12 protein-coding genes are annotated in these 16,690 nt (G+C 52.4%); 8 read left to right on the top strand and 4 right to left on the bottom strand.

Annotated elements, in window-relative coordinates; translation table 11 throughout:
* Window positions 1-10 precede the first annotated feature (10 nt).
* The 4 genes from SH668x_RS03870 (at window position 11) to SH668x_RS03855 (ending at window position 5,676) form a co-directional block, all read left to right on the top strand.
* Complete coding sequence (locus SH668x_RS03870; protein WP_437187382.1) at window positions 11-520, top strand: OsmC family protein; 510 nt, start codon at window positions 11-13, stop codon at window positions 518-520.
* Window positions 521-656: 136 nt separating this feature from the next.
* Window positions 657-2,090 carry a protein kinase domain-containing protein gene (locus SH668x_RS03865; RefSeq protein WP_437187381.1) on the top strand — a complete coding sequence of 478 codons (1,434 nt, stop codon included), beginning with the start codon at window positions 657-659 and terminating at the stop codon, window positions 2,088-2,090.
* Between the two features lie 200 nt (window positions 2,091-2,290).
* A complete protein-coding gene (gene murJ, locus SH668x_RS03860; protein ID WP_437187380.1) occupies window positions 2,291-3,865 on the top strand; it encodes a murein biosynthesis integral membrane protein MurJ in 1,575 nt (524 codons plus the stop codon).
* A gap of 128 nt (window positions 3,866-3,993) precedes the next feature.
* Window positions 3,994-5,676, top strand: a complete 1,683-nt coding sequence (locus SH668x_RS03855) for a sensor histidine kinase (RefSeq protein ID WP_437187379.1) — start codon at window positions 3,994-3,996, stop codon at window positions 5,674-5,676.
* 20 nt (window positions 5,677-5,696) lie between these two features.
* Here SH668x_RS03855 and SH668x_RS03850 read toward each other — a convergent pair whose 3' ends face one another.
* Window positions 5,697-6,119, bottom strand: a complete 423-nt coding sequence (locus SH668x_RS03850) for a DUF1294 domain-containing protein (RefSeq protein ID WP_437187378.1) — start codon at window positions 6,117-6,119, stop codon at window positions 5,697-5,699.
* Window positions 6,120-6,506: 387 nt separating this feature from the next.
* Here SH668x_RS03850 and SH668x_RS03845 point away from each other — a divergent pair, with 387 nt between their 5' ends.
* The gene (locus SH668x_RS03845) at window positions 6,507-11,087 is read left to right on the top strand and encodes a DEAD/DEAH box helicase (RefSeq protein WP_437187377.1); all 4,581 of its coding nucleotides are present in this window, start codon (window positions 6,507-6,509) and stop codon (window positions 11,085-11,087) included.
* A 92-nt stretch (window positions 11,088-11,179) separates the two neighbouring features.
* Here SH668x_RS03845 and SH668x_RS03840 read toward each other — a convergent pair whose 3' ends face one another.
* Window positions 11,180-11,743, bottom strand: coding sequence for a DUF309 domain-containing protein (locus SH668x_RS03840; RefSeq protein ID WP_437187376.1), 564 nt, complete (start codon window positions 11,741-11,743; stop codon window positions 11,180-11,182).
* Between the two features lie 601 nt (window positions 11,744-12,344).
* Window positions 12,345-12,578, bottom strand: a complete 234-nt coding sequence (locus SH668x_RS03835) for a hypothetical protein (RefSeq protein ID WP_437187375.1) — start codon at window positions 12,576-12,578, stop codon at window positions 12,345-12,347.
* Window positions 12,579-12,900: 322 nt separating this feature from the next.
* Between SH668x_RS03835 and SH668x_RS03830 the strand changes: the two genes are divergently transcribed.
* Both SH668x_RS03830 and SH668x_RS03825 read left to right on the top strand, forming a co-directional pair.
* Window positions 12,901-13,734, top strand: coding sequence for a 3'-5' exonuclease (locus tag SH668x_RS03830; RefSeq protein ID WP_437187374.1), 834 nt, complete (start codon window positions 12,901-12,903; stop codon window positions 13,732-13,734).
* A 63-nt stretch (window positions 13,735-13,797) separates the two neighbouring features.
* On the top strand, window positions 13,798-14,748 hold the full coding sequence (locus tag SH668x_RS03825; RefSeq protein WP_437187373.1) for a sensor histidine kinase: 951 nt from the start codon (window positions 13,798-13,800) through the stop codon (window positions 14,746-14,748).
* 11 nt (window positions 14,749-14,759) lie between these two features.
* On the opposite strand, the gene SH668x_RS03820 is transcribed toward SH668x_RS03825, so the two are convergent.
* The gene (locus SH668x_RS03820) at window positions 14,760-15,710 is read right to left on the bottom strand and encodes a hypothetical protein (RefSeq protein ID WP_437187372.1); all 951 of its coding nucleotides are present in this window, start codon (window positions 15,708-15,710) and stop codon (window positions 14,760-14,762) included.
* 112 nt (window positions 15,711-15,822) lie between these two features.
* Between SH668x_RS03820 and modA the strand changes: the two genes are divergently transcribed.
* The gene (gene modA / locus SH668x_RS03815) at window positions 15,823-16,638 is read left to right on the top strand and encodes a molybdate ABC transporter substrate-binding protein (protein WP_437187371.1); all 816 of its coding nucleotides are present in this window, start codon (window positions 15,823-15,825) and stop codon (window positions 16,636-16,638) included.
* Window positions 16,639-16,690: the final 52 nt, after the last annotated feature.

Genomic DNA, 16,690 nt, shown 5'->3' with positions numbered 1-16,690 from the left:
ACGTTCTCCTATGCAGGCCGAAGACCTTCGGGCTATTCAGGCCCCATTCAAAGAGCAGTACCGCCAGAACCCAGAGCAGGCTCTCGGCGTCCTGAAAGTGACCGGAACAATTGAGGTCGACACGTTGACCTGTCGAATTGATCGCAACGGGCCACCTCTCTCACGGACAGGCATGCATCCGATGACGGGCGGGGATGGCCTGACTGCATGTGCTGCTGAAATGATGCTGGAGTCGCTGATCGGTTGTGCGGGAGTCACGTTTGCAGCAGTGGCGACAAGCATGGAGATTCCCATTACCAACGCGAGAATCAACGCGGCTGGGACTCTCGACTTCAGAGGAACACTCGGAGTCAGCCGGGAAACGCCAGTTGGCTTTCAAAATATCGAGCTGACCTTCGAAATTAATTCCACCGCACCAGATCAGAAATTACAGAAGCTGATTGAACTGGCAGAGCGATATTGCGTTGTGGCGCAAACATTAAAGGGCGTCACCGCCAACTGGATCCGCAGCGAGAATTAGTCTCCCCTGCTCCTCACGGAAGTGATTCCTGCGACAAGGCATCGACAATAACGTGAGGGGATGTTCCTCCAACTGACCACTGCGCGCCGTCAGCGGAAACTGACAATCTGGGTTTTGAAACTCAACCGAGAATATTGTGTCCAATTCCTCCGCCGACCCACTGACAATCTACTGCGCTGCGTGCAACGAAGCCTTTCTCGGCAGAACGGGCTCCGGGGAATGTCCACGCTGCGGGATGCCGATCAGTGGTTTGCACGATGCGATGCTCAACACGATCACGATCTCGCGCCCCTCGAAGAGTGAACCCCCTCTCATCCGCAAAGGAAAAGAGGATGACCTGTACTATCTCGTCGGTGAGGTAGTCGCTCATTATCACATCCAATCTCTCCTCGGCCGCGGAGGGATGGGATGGGTATTTCTCGCTCGACACCTTCAGCTGAACCGAACCTGCGCACTCAAGATTCTTTCCCCTTCTCTTGTCGCGAAAGATCAGGAATACCTCGCCCGTTTTTATTCTGAAGGTCAGGCTGCCGCCGCACTCAACGCTGAAAACATTGTCACGGTTCATGCGATCGGAGGATTTGAAGGGCTGCATTATCTGGAGATGGAATTCGTTCCCGGTCGATCGCTTCAAAAGGTCATCGGCGACCAGCAGTTACTTCCGATCCGGGCAACGACAATCGCACTTGGCATCGCAGACGGACTCGCGGCGGCCCATCGAGTCGGTATCGTTCACCGAGACCTGAAGCCTGATAACGTTCTGCTATCACATCAGGGAACTCCGAAAATTGCCGACTTTGGACTGGCAAAACGTCTTCACAGCCAAAGCGCTCTGATGGCGTCTGGAACACTCGCCGGCACGCCTCATTTCATGGCGCCGGAAGTTCTTCAGGGTCTTGAAGCGACCCCAGCGAGTGACGTCTATGCTCTCGGAGTCTCGCTTTTCGTGATGCTGACGGGGCATGTCCCGTTCATTGGCAAGGACTTTCATAGTCTTTCACAAGCGATCCAACACGAGCCTCCCCCCAACATCCGACATATTCGCCCGGATATCCCGCTGGAACTCGCTGAATGCCTGGCAATGATGATGGAGAAAAGTCCAGCGAACCGCCCGCAAAACGGAATCGAAGCAGCCTCGTTGCTGCAGGCAGTACAAGGACAGGTTCGCGACCTGGAAACGTTGGTATTTGAAGCGTTCGACCACGAACCACAGGTTCAATGGAAACGCCACGGGGAACACTTTGAAGTGCTCGTCACCATGTCCGACGGGCGGAGCCAGACAGTTCACGTCGAAGTCAGCAAGCACGAAATTCAAGAGCGTCTCCTGCAGATCTACAGCCTATGCTGCCCTGCCGACAAGGAGTTCTGTTACTCTGCACTCAAACTCAATTCGAAAATGTCGCATGGAGCGATTGCCATTCGCAACGAGAACGAACAGGATTATTTCATCGCCCTTTGCAGCTATCCATTAGCGACAGTCGACGTCGAAGAAATTCGACTAACCGTCCTCGATCTGGCCCACCAGGCAGACGCAATCGAATTGGAACTCACCGGCGAAGACAGGCACTAATTTTCCCGGAGCGAGTGTCTCTTTCTACCGCCCGGTAAAACGACAATGCCGACGTTTTTTGTACATCAAATTGTGAGTCAGGAAAATTCCAGCCATGCGATCGAATCACTGTCCGAAGATGCAGTGCGAGGCTGCAATTGGCTGAACACGCGACAAGTCCCACAGAGCAAAAGGCACAGCGGACAGATTCATCCCGACTCATGGCGAATGTTCGCCTGGTGAGTATGGGGACTGTGATTTCGAGAATTCTCGGAATGCTCCGCGACATGGGAATGGCTTCGTTGTTTGGAGCCGGAACAACGCTCGACGCCTTTCTGGTTGCCTTCCGAATCCCGAATCTGACACGACAACTCCTTGGAGAAGGTGCACTCAGTACTGCATTTCTCCCTTTGTACGTGAAGTGCCGGGAAGAGAATGGTCTCCTCGCCGCCCGGCAGATGATGACAGCGGTCGCTCTCGCCTCTGCATGCTTACTGTTCAGCGCAGTTTTATTGGGTGAATCGGCGATTGTTTTAACACTGCTTTACATCAAGGTTTCGTCTGCGACACAGGTTCTGCTGCAACTCCTTGCGATCATGTTGCCCTATAGCCTGTTGATCTGCCTGACAGCACTCTTCTGCGCAGCATTGCATGCCCATCGACAATTCCTCTGGCCTGCCTTCGTGCCGATTGTTCTGAATCTTGTTTGGCTCATCGCGATGGTCATTATCTGGGCCAATGTTTCGGTTCCTTTCGAACAAGCTGCACTGGCAGCAACATCCGTGACGTTCGCAGGATGCCTGCAACTGATTGTTCCTATCTACGCCCTGCATCGGCAGGGACTCGGACTCATTCAAGACTGGAAGCCGGGGAAGAAGTATGTAGCGGCCGTATTTCGAATGATGATCCCAACCATTGTGGGCATGTCAATTCTCCAATCAACGGCACTGATCGACAGCCTGCTTGCCTGGGGATTTTCGCAGCCTGATGATGGGAGCAAAGCGTGGTGTGAACTTTGGGGAATCGCACCGCTACTGGAATCCGGAACTGCTTCAGCACTTTATATCGGCCAGCGGATGTACCAATTCCCGGTGGGAGTCTTTGGAATCGCACTCGGAACAGTGCTTTATCCGTTGCTCACCCAGCACGCGAGCCGTGGAGAAAGCGACTTGCTGCGCAAAGACCTCACTCGAGGCGTGCGACTGATGCTGGCTATCGCGCTCCCTGCCAGTGCTGGACTGTGCGTTCTTGCCTGGCCCATTACACTCGCACTCTTTCAACGTGGGGAGTTCAGTATGCGCGACGCAGTTCTGACATCCCGAATCATCGCCACGTATGGGTGTGGAGTCTGGTGCTATATCGGAATTGCGATTTTGAACCGGGCATTCTACGCCATGAACGATCGAATCACCCCGTTGAGATTAGGAACCCTAGCGCTCAGCCTGAATATCGTCTTGAATCTGGTCCTGATGACGTTTCTTGGGGGAGTGGGAATCGCACTCGCGAACGTGATCGCATTTTCGATTCAGGTCATCCTGTCGATTTACCAACTCAACCTTCGGGTTTCGGGTCTCCTCTGGAACGAGATTGTGCAGACTTTGTGGAAGAGCCTGCTCGCCAGCGTTGTGATGTCAATTGTCTGTCTGCTGCTTTTACAAGGACTGAACGAACCGGCAACCACCTCGCAAAAACTGATTTATCTCGGAATCCCCGGGTTCGGTGGTCTGCTTACATTTGTAGTGTTCGGCAAGCTGATTGGGATGCAGGAACTCAAGGAAATCATCAGTCGATCCTGAAACGGAAGGCAAGTCTCTTCATGAATCTGACTTCCCGTTGTTCGAAATGAGAAACCCCGCCATACTAGGGCCTGAGCAGTTGACAAGCCTTCTCTATTCCCAGTTTTGATGCCTTTGGTTTTGATGCAATGTCGTATCGCACTTTCAAAAAGCTCCTGGGAGAAACTAGCCTCGAACGGAAGTGTCGCCTGCTGTTCGGGGTGACACTGCTGTTTTTGATTACAGGGAGCTTTTATTTTTACGCTGCCTTGAATCAACGAATTTTCAACACCCAGAACCGCCATCGTGGACAACTCCTGACCGCCCAGAACCTGCAAACGATGCACTGGGAGAAGATGGCAGACCCGGAGATCGTTCCGTTCGTCAAAGGGCTCGCCAGCTGGCTCAAGCCAGCAGACCTGAAAGAGTATTCGTGGAAATTCATTCTCGTTGACACCGACGATCCGACTCGTCGCGGCGGGGGTGTCCTCTTTGAAAACGATGCGATCAATCGGCTGCTCTTTCAGAACGAAACGTATGCCGTTCATGAAGACACAAAAGGTCGCCTGTATCACTTCTTCGAAAAAGTGGTCGCCAAACAGGAATGTATGACCTGCCACAAGAGCCAGAACATTCCGCCGTTGGTTGAGAACGCGGGAGACGTCATGGCGATTGCTCAAACGACGTTCAATCTCGACGAAATGCATAGTTCAATCGCCAAGAACAACGCTGTCCTGATTGTGATGGCGATGATCACGACCTGTCTGGCGATGCTCGTCGCTTACGCGATCGTGCGGTATGTCATCGTCAAACCGGTCATCCATCTGAAAGACGTCAGCGACGCCATTGCACGTGGTGAACTGGACCAGCGGGCAGACATCCGCACCGGCGACGAGTTCCAGGAACTCAGCCACGCGTTCAACCGCATGTTGCGTCACCTCGTGACCACTCAGGAGGAACTCCGCCATCTGAACACGGATCTTGACGGAAAGGTCGATGAGTTGGCTCGCGCGAACTTGAGCCTGCACGAAATGAATAAGATCAAGAATGAGTTTCTGGCAACAATGAGCCATGAACTCCGGACCCCATTAAACAGTATTCTTGGCTTCAGCGATGTTCTTTCGAGCGCAGAGAACCTCACCGACAAACAAAAGAAATACATGCTCAACATCCGGACTTCCGGACAGAATCTGCTGACCCTGATCAACGATATTCTCGACTTGGCCAAGATCGAAGCGGGTCGCATGGAACTCAACGTCATCGACTTCACCATCGATGATCTGATCGAGCGGATCACGTTGTCGATGCGGCCTCTCGCAGAGAAGAAAAACATCGACATGCAGTCGAGTGTCGACCCGACGTTACCGGTCATCGTCCAAGACATCGGCAAACTCCAGCAGATCATTTACAACCTCCTCTCGAACGCCATTAAGTTCACTCCTGAGGGGGGGCGCATTCGCGTTGAAGCCCATAACTGCGGCAACAACTTGTTCGAAGTGGTTGTCGCCGATAGCGGAATCGGTATTCCGCTCGAAGATCAGGCAGTCATCTTTGAAAAGTTCCGCCAGGGGCAGAATCAGCGTGGAACGAACACACTGACGCGAGAATATGAAGGAACCGGACTGGGGCTTTCAATTGTCAAAGAACTCTCGAAGCTACTCGGGGGAGAGGTCTTGCTGGAAAGTGAGTTTGGCAAAGGAAGTACCTTTATCGTCCGCCTGCCGATTGAACTCTTATGCAAGAATAAGCTCTTCGAAGCAGCAAACACTCCGTCGCAGACAGGAAGCGATCTGCTGCGACAGGCCAACTCATTCGGCGTCGCTCATCAGTAGACTCCGCTTTCGGCAGTCTTTCAGAACCCGAACGTGCTCTTCACTGATTTCTGCACCAGCGAATGTGTCAGCACTGCGAACACAAAAACGTTCACGAAGACGGTCACGAGAAACATCAACCGGAATGAACTCTTTGCCGACTTATGGCGAAGATATCTCTGTCCAAGGTAAGCGCCCGGCCAGCCTCCGAAGAGTGAGAGCAGGTGCAGATAACTTTCCGAAATCCGTCTTCGGTCCCATTGTGCGGCCTTCTTGTCGATGAAGTACGCACAAAACGTGACGACAGTAAGCACCCCGTAAAGAACCACCACGAAAAGATGGGCCGTGCCGATCCAGTAGCAGTAGCCGAGGAAGACCACAAACAACAGCAGCGTCCAGCCGACAATCTGATCCAGAAGTGTCTGTTTGACTTTCTGTTTGACGGGGGGCTGATTTGAATTCACGATGTTCGCTACAAAAAGTTTCTGGGGATCAGGAACTCGCTCTGACACCGGCAGCAGCGATCAATTTGATCGGACTGCAAGCGTCACTCGGGAGAGTTTGACATTCCCGCATGAAGAAACACAGCGTTCAAACAATTTTTCTACGCGATCCACATCCACGCTTCCCTAAGTCAGCAACACCTTCGTGCTACTTCGGATGTTCATCTGAGCCGTCAAATCGCCATAGGGAATTGCAGAAGAATTCTCGCGATTTTCGGCAGATGAAGCACTCTCGTTCTCATCCTCCGACGTCCTGTACTGGAAGTTCTACACATTCCCGCGTAACATGTTCGGTTGTACAGGAGGTGTCACATAATTACTTCAAATGCTCTCTCCCTGTTTCATCCAGTGATTCAGGACTGGTTTGCTTCACGATTCGTATCTCCAACAGATCCGCAGCGTGAAGGTTGGCCTCACATTGCTGCGGGGGCACACACTCTCATTGCTGCACCGACGGGGAGCGGAAAGACGCTCACAGCTTTCCTCGCCGTCATCGATCGACTGTTTCGTCAGTCAGTCGCAGGCGAGCTCCAACCGGGATTGCAGGTTCTCTACATCTCTCCGCTGCGTGCTCTCTCCCACGACATGCAGAAAAACCTTGAGAAGCCTCTCGCTGAGATCCACCAAGTCGCGATCGACTGGGGAATGGACATTTGCCCCCTCCGCACTGGTCTGCGCACAGGGGACACATCAGCTTATCACCGTTCCAAAATCGTCAAGAACCCTCCTCACATTCTCGTCACCACCCCGGAATCGCTCTATCTGCTGCTGACTTCGGAAAAAAGCCGCGACATGCTGCGCAGCGTCAACACTGTGATCGTTGACGAAATTCACGCGGTCGTGCGTGACAAACGAGGTTCGCATCTCGCATTATCGCTGGAGCGACTCGAGGCACTCACCGACCAACCACTACAACGGATCGGTTTGTCAGCGACACAAAAGCCGATTGAGCGCATGGCTGATTTTCTGGTCGGTGGAATTGAACACAAGAAAGCTGCCGACCATGAAGTGGCCCTGAATTGTCGGAGCAGGTCGTCCCCTTGTCGCATCGTGAATGTCGGCCACACACGTGAACTCGATCTGGCAGTCGAAGTTCCTCCCAGCGACTTGCAGGCAGTCTGCTCTTCTGAACAATGGGCCGAGGTCAACAATCGAATCGTCGAACTTGTCCAGTCGCACCGTAGCACACTCATTTTCGTCAACACGCGAAGAATGGCGGAACGCCTGACTCACCAGTTGAGTCAGCTACTCGGAGAAAATGAAGTGGGGAGCCACCACGGTTCCCTCGCTAAAGAAATCCGACTCGACACGGAACAGCGACTCAAAAACGGAGAGATCAAAGCTGTTGTTGCAACATCGTCGCTCGAACTGGGCATTGATGTTGGTTACATCGATCTCGTCATTCAAATTGGATCTCCCCGAGGAATCGCCCCCTTCCTGCAACGAATTGGTCGATCTGGCCACGCACTCGGTCTCGTCCCTAAAGGACGACTCTTCGCGATCTCCCGAGATGAACTCGTGGAGTGCATGGCTCTCATCCGGGCTGTCAGAAACGGTCGGCTAGACGTCACGCCCATTCCGGAAGCCCCGCTTGATATTCTCTCTCAGCAAATTGTCGCTGAGGTGTCGGCAAGTGAATGGAATGCTGACGCCCTCTATAGATGTTTCACTCAGGCGTGGCCGTATCGTCACCTGTCATGGGAGCACTTCGAGCAGGTTCTCGACCTGCTCAGCACAGGGCTCACCCCGAATGAAGGTCGCGGTCGAGCGATGATCTACTACGATCGAATCAACAACCGGGTGAAAGGAAGACGTGCAGCCAGACTGTTGGCACTCAGCAATGGTGGGGCCATCGCTGAAATTGATTCCGTTCGAGTTGTTCTCGAAGAGGAAAATACGGTTGTCGGATCTGTCGATGAAGAATTTGCGGTCGAAAGCTCAGCGGGCGATGTCTTCCTCCTTGGAAACACCTCATGGAGAATTCAACGCCTCAGAGGAAACGATCTCCTTGTTTCTGATGCACAAGGGGCTCCTCCATCGATTCCCTTCTGGCAAGGTGAAGCACCCGGCAGAACGATCGAGCTTTCAGAAGAGATCTCTTGTTTGCGGGAAGAACTGCAGGAGAAGCTCATTCAGGCTGAGCAACGATCCGCAACGATTCCCGCAACTGAACGTGACTTGATTGCTGATGAAGTTGACCGACCGGCGAAATGGCAATCAATCGCTGATTGGTTGCTGCGCGAGACCGGCTGCTGTGAGTCGGCAGCATGGCAAACCGTCATTTATATGGCTGCGCAGCGAGCTGCCATCGGTCTTCTTCCCACTCAGAATCAAATCGTTTTCGAGCGTTTTTTTGATGAATCCGGGGGAATGCAACTCGTCGTTCATGCCCCTTTCGGAAGCCGTATCAATCGCGGATGGGGGCTCGCGTTTCGCAAGAGATTCTGTCGATCCTTCGATTTTGAGCTTCAGGCCACAGCCGATGACGACGGTTTCATTTTATCTCTTGGACCTCAACACAGCTTTCCGATTGAAACACTGTTTCCAATGATGCGGACCGACAACGCACGCAATCTCCTGGAGCAGGCGTTGCTGATTGCACCAATGTTTCATCTCCGCTGGCGATGGAATATTACACGTGCATTGTTTCTGGAACGGATGCGTGGCGGGAAGAAGGTCCCTCCGGCGTTACAACGATTTCGATCTGAAGACATGCTCACTGCAGTCTTCCCGAAGCTGACCGGGTGCCAGGAGAACATCGTCGGTGACCACGAAATTCCTGATCACCCGCTCATGCGACAAACAATCGAAGATTGTCTCTTCGAGGCATTGAACATCGAGGGTCTCACAGAAATTCTGGGTAAAATTGAGTCAGGCGAAATTACCCTTATCGGCCGAGACACCCGAGAGCCCTCTCCATTTGCATACGAACTCCTCAACGCAAACCCCTACGCATTTCTCGACGGAGGAGAGGTTCAAGAACGCCGCGCACGTGCTGTCGCCACGCGTCGATCTCTCAGCGTCGAAGGATTACGAGACCTCGGCCGACTTGATCCGCGGGCGATCTCCGACGTCGTCGCTGAAGCGCAGCCAGAGGTCCGTGATCTGGATGAGTTGCACGATCTCCTGGTCAGTCGCATTCTGATTCCTGAAGTTTCCTCACCGGACTCTGCTCTCAGCGCAACAGCTTACACTCTGACAACCAATCAGCTTTTAGACAAAGAAGAGTTGTTTGCTGAACTGGAATCACAACGGCGTGCGGTTCGGTTTCGCTGGAACCTTGCATCATCTCCTCGCATTGGCTGGGCGGCGACAGAGAGCTGGCCTGCAGTCACGGCAATCTTTCCGGATGCAAGTCCCTCAAAGACCGTGACACTCCCAGAGTCGTTAATGAAGACATGCGACGCTGCGGAATCACTTCTCAGCCTATTACGAGGATGGCTCGAAACATGTGGTCCGGTCACTGCGATTGAAATCTCCGAACTCCTCGGACTTCCAGTCAACCGTGTCTTCGCCTGTCTCGAAGCAATTGAAGGAGAAGGTCTGGTTCTTCGTGGACGCTTCGCGAATACCGAAGGAAATATTCCCAGCGAATCCCCTGAGATCGAATGGTGCCATCGTCGTTTACTTTCACGAATCCACCGTCGCACAATCAATGGGCTTCGGGCGGAAATCGAAGCAGTCCCGCCAGCGATCTATCTGGAATACCTGTTTCGTTTGCAGGGAGCGATCCCAGGATTCCAGAAGCAAGGAGTCGATGGCCTGCACGAAGTGATCTCTCAACTTCAAGGGATCGACCTGAGCGCAGGTGCGTGGGAACAATCGGTTCTCCCTCTGCGGATCGAAGGTTACCGCAGTGGCTGGCTCGATGAGCTTTGTCTTTCTGGAAACGTTGGTTGGGGGCGACTCGACCCAGCTGCAAAACGCAAATCAAGTGGTCGCCCAATGGCTTCGATGACACGGGCAATTCCGGTTTCCCTCTTCCTTCGCGAGGACTATTCCTGGCTCACTCAAAATTCGCCTGACAAACCAACGGAAGATTTATCCCCATGTGCGCAGGACGTTCTAGAGACGTTTCAACAGCATGGAGCACTGTTCTCCAGCGATCTGTGCCAGAAATTAAAACTCTTGCCAACCCAACTCGCTGATCTGCTCGGAGAACTCGTTTCAACAGGCGAGATCACCGCAGATGGATTCGCTGGCTTGCGACAACTCATTCATTCCAGTGGAGAGGAAGCACCATCGGGGCTTCCCGCGCGATTTCGGCGCGTGAGGCAACAATCTCAAAGCCTCGGTCGTTGGACACGTTTACCTCGACACGAAACGCCTGCAATCAACGATGAAGTCATCGAACAATGGGCATGGCAACTCATTCGACGGTGGGGAATCGTGTTTCGTGACCTCGTGATCCGTGATTCGCTGGCACCACAGTGGTGGCAGCTTCTGAAGGTCTTTAGAAAACTGGAAGCTCGCGGAGAACTCCGAGGAGGCCGTTTCATTCGCGGAGTGAGTGGCGAACAATTTGCCACCAGCGAAGCGATTCGAGAACTTCGGGCGGTCCGAGCCGATGAATCCCCGCCACTCCTCGTGGTGCTCTCAGGAGCAGACCCGCTGAACCTCACTGGGGTCATCGGTGGCGGAGTCCGCATCCCGTCACTGGCGGGACATCGAATTGCCTACCAAAAGGGACACGTTGTTGGTTGGAAGAAAGGAGAAGAGAGCTGGATCTTTTCCGGACTCGAAACAAGTGACCAACAGGAACTTGCTAATCTGTTCGGACTCAACTCGACAAGCCAGATCATCGAAGGGGCATCAACAGAGATCCCGACTCGCCCGACCTCAACTGCAGAGGAACTTCAACGAGAGAAAGGGAAGCGACCACCCCGAAAGCCCACTCGCTCTGGCATCCCGAAGCCGTTCCCGTTCTGAAAGAATCCTGTCAGTGAAACATCGAAAAAAGAAAAGACCTCTCCGCATCGAAGTTGGAGAGGTCTTTTCTGAATGTGTCTGTCATCCAGGAATCAGATCAGCGGAACTGGATCGGGCATCAGGATGAATGGGAACACTCGCAGCGGTCGGCCCGCTTCGAGGTTTGTTGGGTAGGCCAGCTGGGCTGCACGATCCGCAGCAAACTGAAGAAGAGTGAAGCTCAAACCGCAGAATCGATCTTGATCGGATTCAGCAGCGACATCAGCGAACACTTCTCCGGCAGAAGCAGCATGACGACGGACACCGTGAATACTCTCTTCACGCACTTTGATTCCAGCAGCAGCCATTTTAACGAGTCCCTTGAGGAACAGGCCGCAGAGAGAATCAGCACCAGTCGCGCGAAGCAAACGCTCCCACTCATCGTGGGCTTCCCAGTAGAACCCAAGGTTGAAGTAATCGAGAGCCATCAGATAGCTTCGATTTTCTGCCCACTGATTTTCTCGCAGGCTCTTTGGAGGCTGTGGTCGTTTGCTGTAGCTATGACCGCGTGGATCACGGTAGGGATGTGGAGTTCCGGAGCCCGGTACGTGTGCGTAACGGGGAATATCCATACTTGGCAGGAGTCGCACAAACTTCGTCGTCTGTTGAGTTTGCATCGTCATCTTTCGTGTGGCAACAATCAATTTAACCGGCTTGCTCGCTCACTCCGGCGTTTCCGGACCAATGAACGCGAGCAATGATGATCTATCGAAGTTGATCAGCTTGGAACTTTCCGGCGGGGCACGTCTCGTCTGCTTTGTGGCAACAATTCGCTGCAAACGGCATTGCTCAACCCGTGGAGACAGTCGGCGGAGACTGATGAGTCCTTCAAATAATTTCACCTGACGCTGACAAGTTTGAAAACAACTCGGGCTAGATGAAATCAACTCCAAGAGCAAGACCATTAGAACAATTTGCATGTTCACTGAATAGATGATTTTTGGGAGATTTTCGGATCGAAACAGATCTGACTCCCGAAACACCGGTCATGCCGCTTCCGTGCCTGACTCCAACGAGTTCAATACAATTCCCGTCGGGAAACCATTCTGCCTGTTTCGGCTTCCACAGAGTGAAACATTGGGGCAAAACAACCGAAACAGCGGTTTCCTGAAAGATCGCCTTGACCTTCAAGAATTTCAGATTTAACCGCGATGAATTGGTCTCAATTCACCAGAGAAAATACAATAACCTAATAAAATTTCGTCGTAGAGACAGCAATTAAAGCTGAACTCGCTCAACACGCAGAGTTTTACGCCGAGCCAATTCCTCTACGGGAACAAGTATGCGACCACCTGTCGTCTCATCCAGCAAACCAAGCAGGTTCGCACTGGGTTCATCGCACCGAACAAGCGAGCGATGCCCAGTCAGGCCTTCAATATAAACATCGGGTGATACCAACTTTGAATTGGGCGATTGAAGAAATCGACGCCGCAGTTCAGAGAGAGTAGCCATCTGAAGAATCCATATTCACCGACAATTCGCACTCATCCAAAATTGCGACTGCCGTATTTACCCGTGGAGTCACTCGATTGAAACAGTTCTTCTGGCCAGAAAGACTACAATCGGGCGATTTGAACAAGCTGCCTGATACACTCCCTGTGGCAACTTCCATACTTCGATTCTTAACACCATCTTATCCGAGACCTTCGTTTTTCCTAGCACCTGATTTTTGGAATTCACATTCGCGAGATCTCATTTCTCACGAATCGATGAGCGAAAAACGGCGACCTCCACAATCCCATTCATCTTGCAACAAACTATCAGGAAACCACTTATGGCTTCGCAAAAAGATGTCGGATTTCTGATTTTTGACGTCGAGGCGGTCGGTGACGGAGAATTAATAGGAAAAGTTAAATATTCTGGACTCCCGTTAACGCCAACAGAATCGTTAAGAAAATTTCGAGACGAACTCATCGAGCAAACCGGTCGAGATGTCCTCCCTCCGACATTTGTTTTGCCGATTTCCGTTGCTGTAATCAAAGTCAGTAAAGAGTTCGAATTACTCGATGTCGCTGTGCTCGATGACCCGCATTATCGTCCCCATGTCATCACCCAGCACTTCTGGCAAGGGTGGCGACATTACGGCCGCCCGACGTTGGTCACCTTCAATGGAAGAGGCTACGACCTGCCGGTTCTGGAACTCGCAGCCTATCGCTACGGAATCTCACTTCCTGACTGGTTTAACACAAGCGCCCCTGCATACGAACAGTTTCGAAACCGTTACAACAAAAACTCGCATCTCGACCTGATGGACCTGTTCGGCAATTTCGGGGCAACTCGCATGACGGGCGGGCTGAATCTACTGGCCAATCTCATCGGAAAGCCGGGTAAGACGGGCGTCGATGGCTCACAGGTGCAGGACATGTACGATGCAGGACAGGTCCGAGAGATCAACGATTACTGTCGCGCAGATGTTCTCGACACCTACTTTGTTTTCCTACGTACGCGAGTTTTGCTCGGTCAGCTGACACTCGAACGAGAACAGGAACTCGTCGATCAAACCCGCGCATGGTTGGAAGAAAAGAAGACAACTTTCCCTGCATTCGCCCATTACCTGTCACACTGGGGCGACTGGACTCCCCCGACAGAAGTCAATCCTTCAGAATAAAATCCGTATTCCAACGCCTTCACGCACAACGATCACTCCAGTCATTTTACCAGCGATGTTGTCATGAGCACGTATTTTCGTGGTCGCCGTAAAATTCGCCTGCCAATCACACTCAGCGTCAGCCTGATGGTTCTCAGCGCCACACTGATGATTTGCTGGATCGTGATTCTGTCGCGCAGCAACTGGTGGACGACTCTCACCATCGGAGTGGTTGCTTTTACAATGTTGCTCGCAGGCCTCTCGTTCTGGTTGGTTCTAAGCCTGAAAGAAATTGCACTCAACAATCGACAAGCCAACTTTGTCGACAGCGTCACGCACGAATTGAAGTCTCCCATCGCCGCCCTCCAACTCTATCTGGAGACTCTTTCACTTAGAAATCTGACCGAAGAAAAACGTCACGAGTTTCATGCCATCATGGCGGGAGAACTGCACCGGCTGGATCGGCTTATCAATCAGCTGCTGGAAGTTGGCCAACTTGACGCCATTGGCGAAAACGAAGACCCGCATGACATTGCGCTCGTCCCCGTGCTCGAACAGTTTGCCGATACGTTCTGTATGCAGCGAAAACTGGTTCGAGAAAAAGTCTTCGCAATGGACATGGCACCATTGGTCATCCGTGGTCGCAAGATTGTGATCGACCTGATTCTTTCCAACCTGATTGAAAACTCCGTCAAGTACGCAGGCGACCCTCCGGAGGTCTCGCTTCAACTTAAAAAGTACGGAAAAAATCGCGTTGTCCTCAGGCTCACGAACAACGGTTTTGGCATTCCACGAGATGAGCGCAAGAAGGTCTTCCAGATCTTCTATCGCGGTGGAAATGAGTTGGAACGACGACAAAAAGGGACTGGATTAGGCCTGTACATCGTCCAGACGCTGGTACGCAAAATCGGTGGCCGCATCAGTGTACACGATCGATTCGACGGCAAATCGGGGTGCACGTTTATCCTGGAACTGCCTGACCGTGTCGACCCGACGGAATTCACGACTCACCTTCATGCGCCGACATCGCCATGAACTTCGGAAGTTCATTCCCGGTTCCGTGATTTTCGCATCTTCGCACCGATCCGACTCAGCACTTGCTGGGCTTTCTGCTCTCCGTTACTCCCGGCGTTGCTTAAAGCGGTCTGCATTTTAGCAAGCAGCGATTGAACACTTTTCCGATACGCTTCGAACTCGTGCTGTGTCGTTGTAATCCCCTCGAAGGCGACCTTTGGGGCAACGTACTTTTTATAGATCTCTTCAAAGCGGCTCCGCACCCCTGCAGTACTCGTGCTTCCGACGTCGAACTCACGAATGTAACGCGAGGTGTGCCCCGCAGCATCTCTGAGAAATCGACGTGCATCCTGCCAGTTCTTCACATCATTAGAGTCAGCCGCACTGCGTTCGTCTGAACTCAAGTCGCGATTTAATGACTGCAATCTTCCTTGAGCCGAGTTCAATTGCTTACGCAACTGAGTCAGTTGCGTTTCCATCACTTGAATCGCATCCCAATCGGCAGCCATCGATGCCAAAGCACGCTCCGCATCGGGAGTCATCGCAGTCGTTTTTTGATTGACAGGACCAGTAGAAAATTGCATTCCCATGGACTGCTGAGGCATCGCAGTCGCGGAAAAATAAGGTTGCATTCCAGGAACCAGTGCTCGAATGGTGATCCCTGAATCCGCCCAGTTCACCGGCGGAGGAAGTAGCTGATCCAAAAGAGGATTCATCCCTCCATGAGACTCGAAATGCATTCCGTTGAGCGACCAGAAATGAACTTCCTGAGGTGTAAGACCTGCGAGCGAAATGACGCCGCGCATCGTCAGTTGTGGTGCAAGGACTGCAAATAGTTCTTCTGGAATTCGCAAAATGACGTCCGTCGGCGACTGTGCTGGCTTGAACCAACCCCAGACGTAACAGCCGGGAATCCATGAAATCGGAATCTGCTCCCAGGATTGGGAGGGTGCACGTTGTAAAAAATGTGGAATCACGATCATGGCAGTCAGGAATTGCAACCGTTGAAAAAGACGTTCCAGCCAAGATGCTCGCTGTCGCCTGCGGGAATGTCTACCATAGTGAAATTGTACCCAAAAAGAGAGGAGAGGTGACTTGAATCGCCCCATTCTTCTGATTCTCACCTCGATCGTTCTCGCAGCGACTCTCGCTTTCTCTTTGTCATCCCCGTGGAATCATTCTTCGACTTCAGCGAAAACTGAGCCTCCTCTATTACTTTACTGCGCAGCCAGCAATCGAGCGGTAATGAGCGAGATTGCACAGGACTATTTTGAGGAAGTCGGAGTACCGATCGAATTTCAGTTCGGACCATCCCAATCCCTGCTTTCCTCGATCGAGATCAGTCGAACCGGGGACCTCTATCTGCCCGCCGACTCCAGCTATCTCGACATCGCAAGACAGAGAAACCTCGTCACAGAGGCAACGTCGATTGCCACGATGCAGGTCGTTTTGGGAGTCGCAGATTCCAACCCTCTTTCGATTCGGAGTTTCAGCGATCTTCTCCGGGATGACGTCCGCGTGGTTCAAGCGAATCCGGAAGTCGCAGCGGTTGGGAAACTGACACGCGATGTGCTCACGTCGCTTGGAAAATGGGAGATCCTGAATCAGCATACCGCCGCATTCGTGTCTTCTGTAACAGAAGCGGCCAATAGTGTGAAATCCGGAGCGGCCGATGTCGCTATTGTTTATGACGCAGTTTTAACGTCCTATCCCGACCTGGAAATGGTCTCGATCCCGGAATTTGAGAACACAGTTGCCGATATTCAGATTGCAATCCTTTTCGAAAGTCCTCAACCAGAACAGGCTCGAGAATTTGTTCGGTTCCTGACAGCGAGCGATCGCGGTCTCGCTCACTACCGAAAGTTTGGATTCCATCCGGTAGCTGGAGCCCCCTGGAAGAAAATTCCATGAGCGGGAACTCTCTGAACACACAACATCCTGGAAGGATTCATTCACGCTTCAT

This window comes from Planctomicrobium mucosum (assembly GCF_051466335.1).
Classification (GTDB): Bacteria; Planctomycetota; Planctomycetia; order Planctomycetales; family Planctomycetaceae; genus Planctomicrobium.
This window is presented reverse-complemented; position numbering and strand designations above follow the sequence as displayed.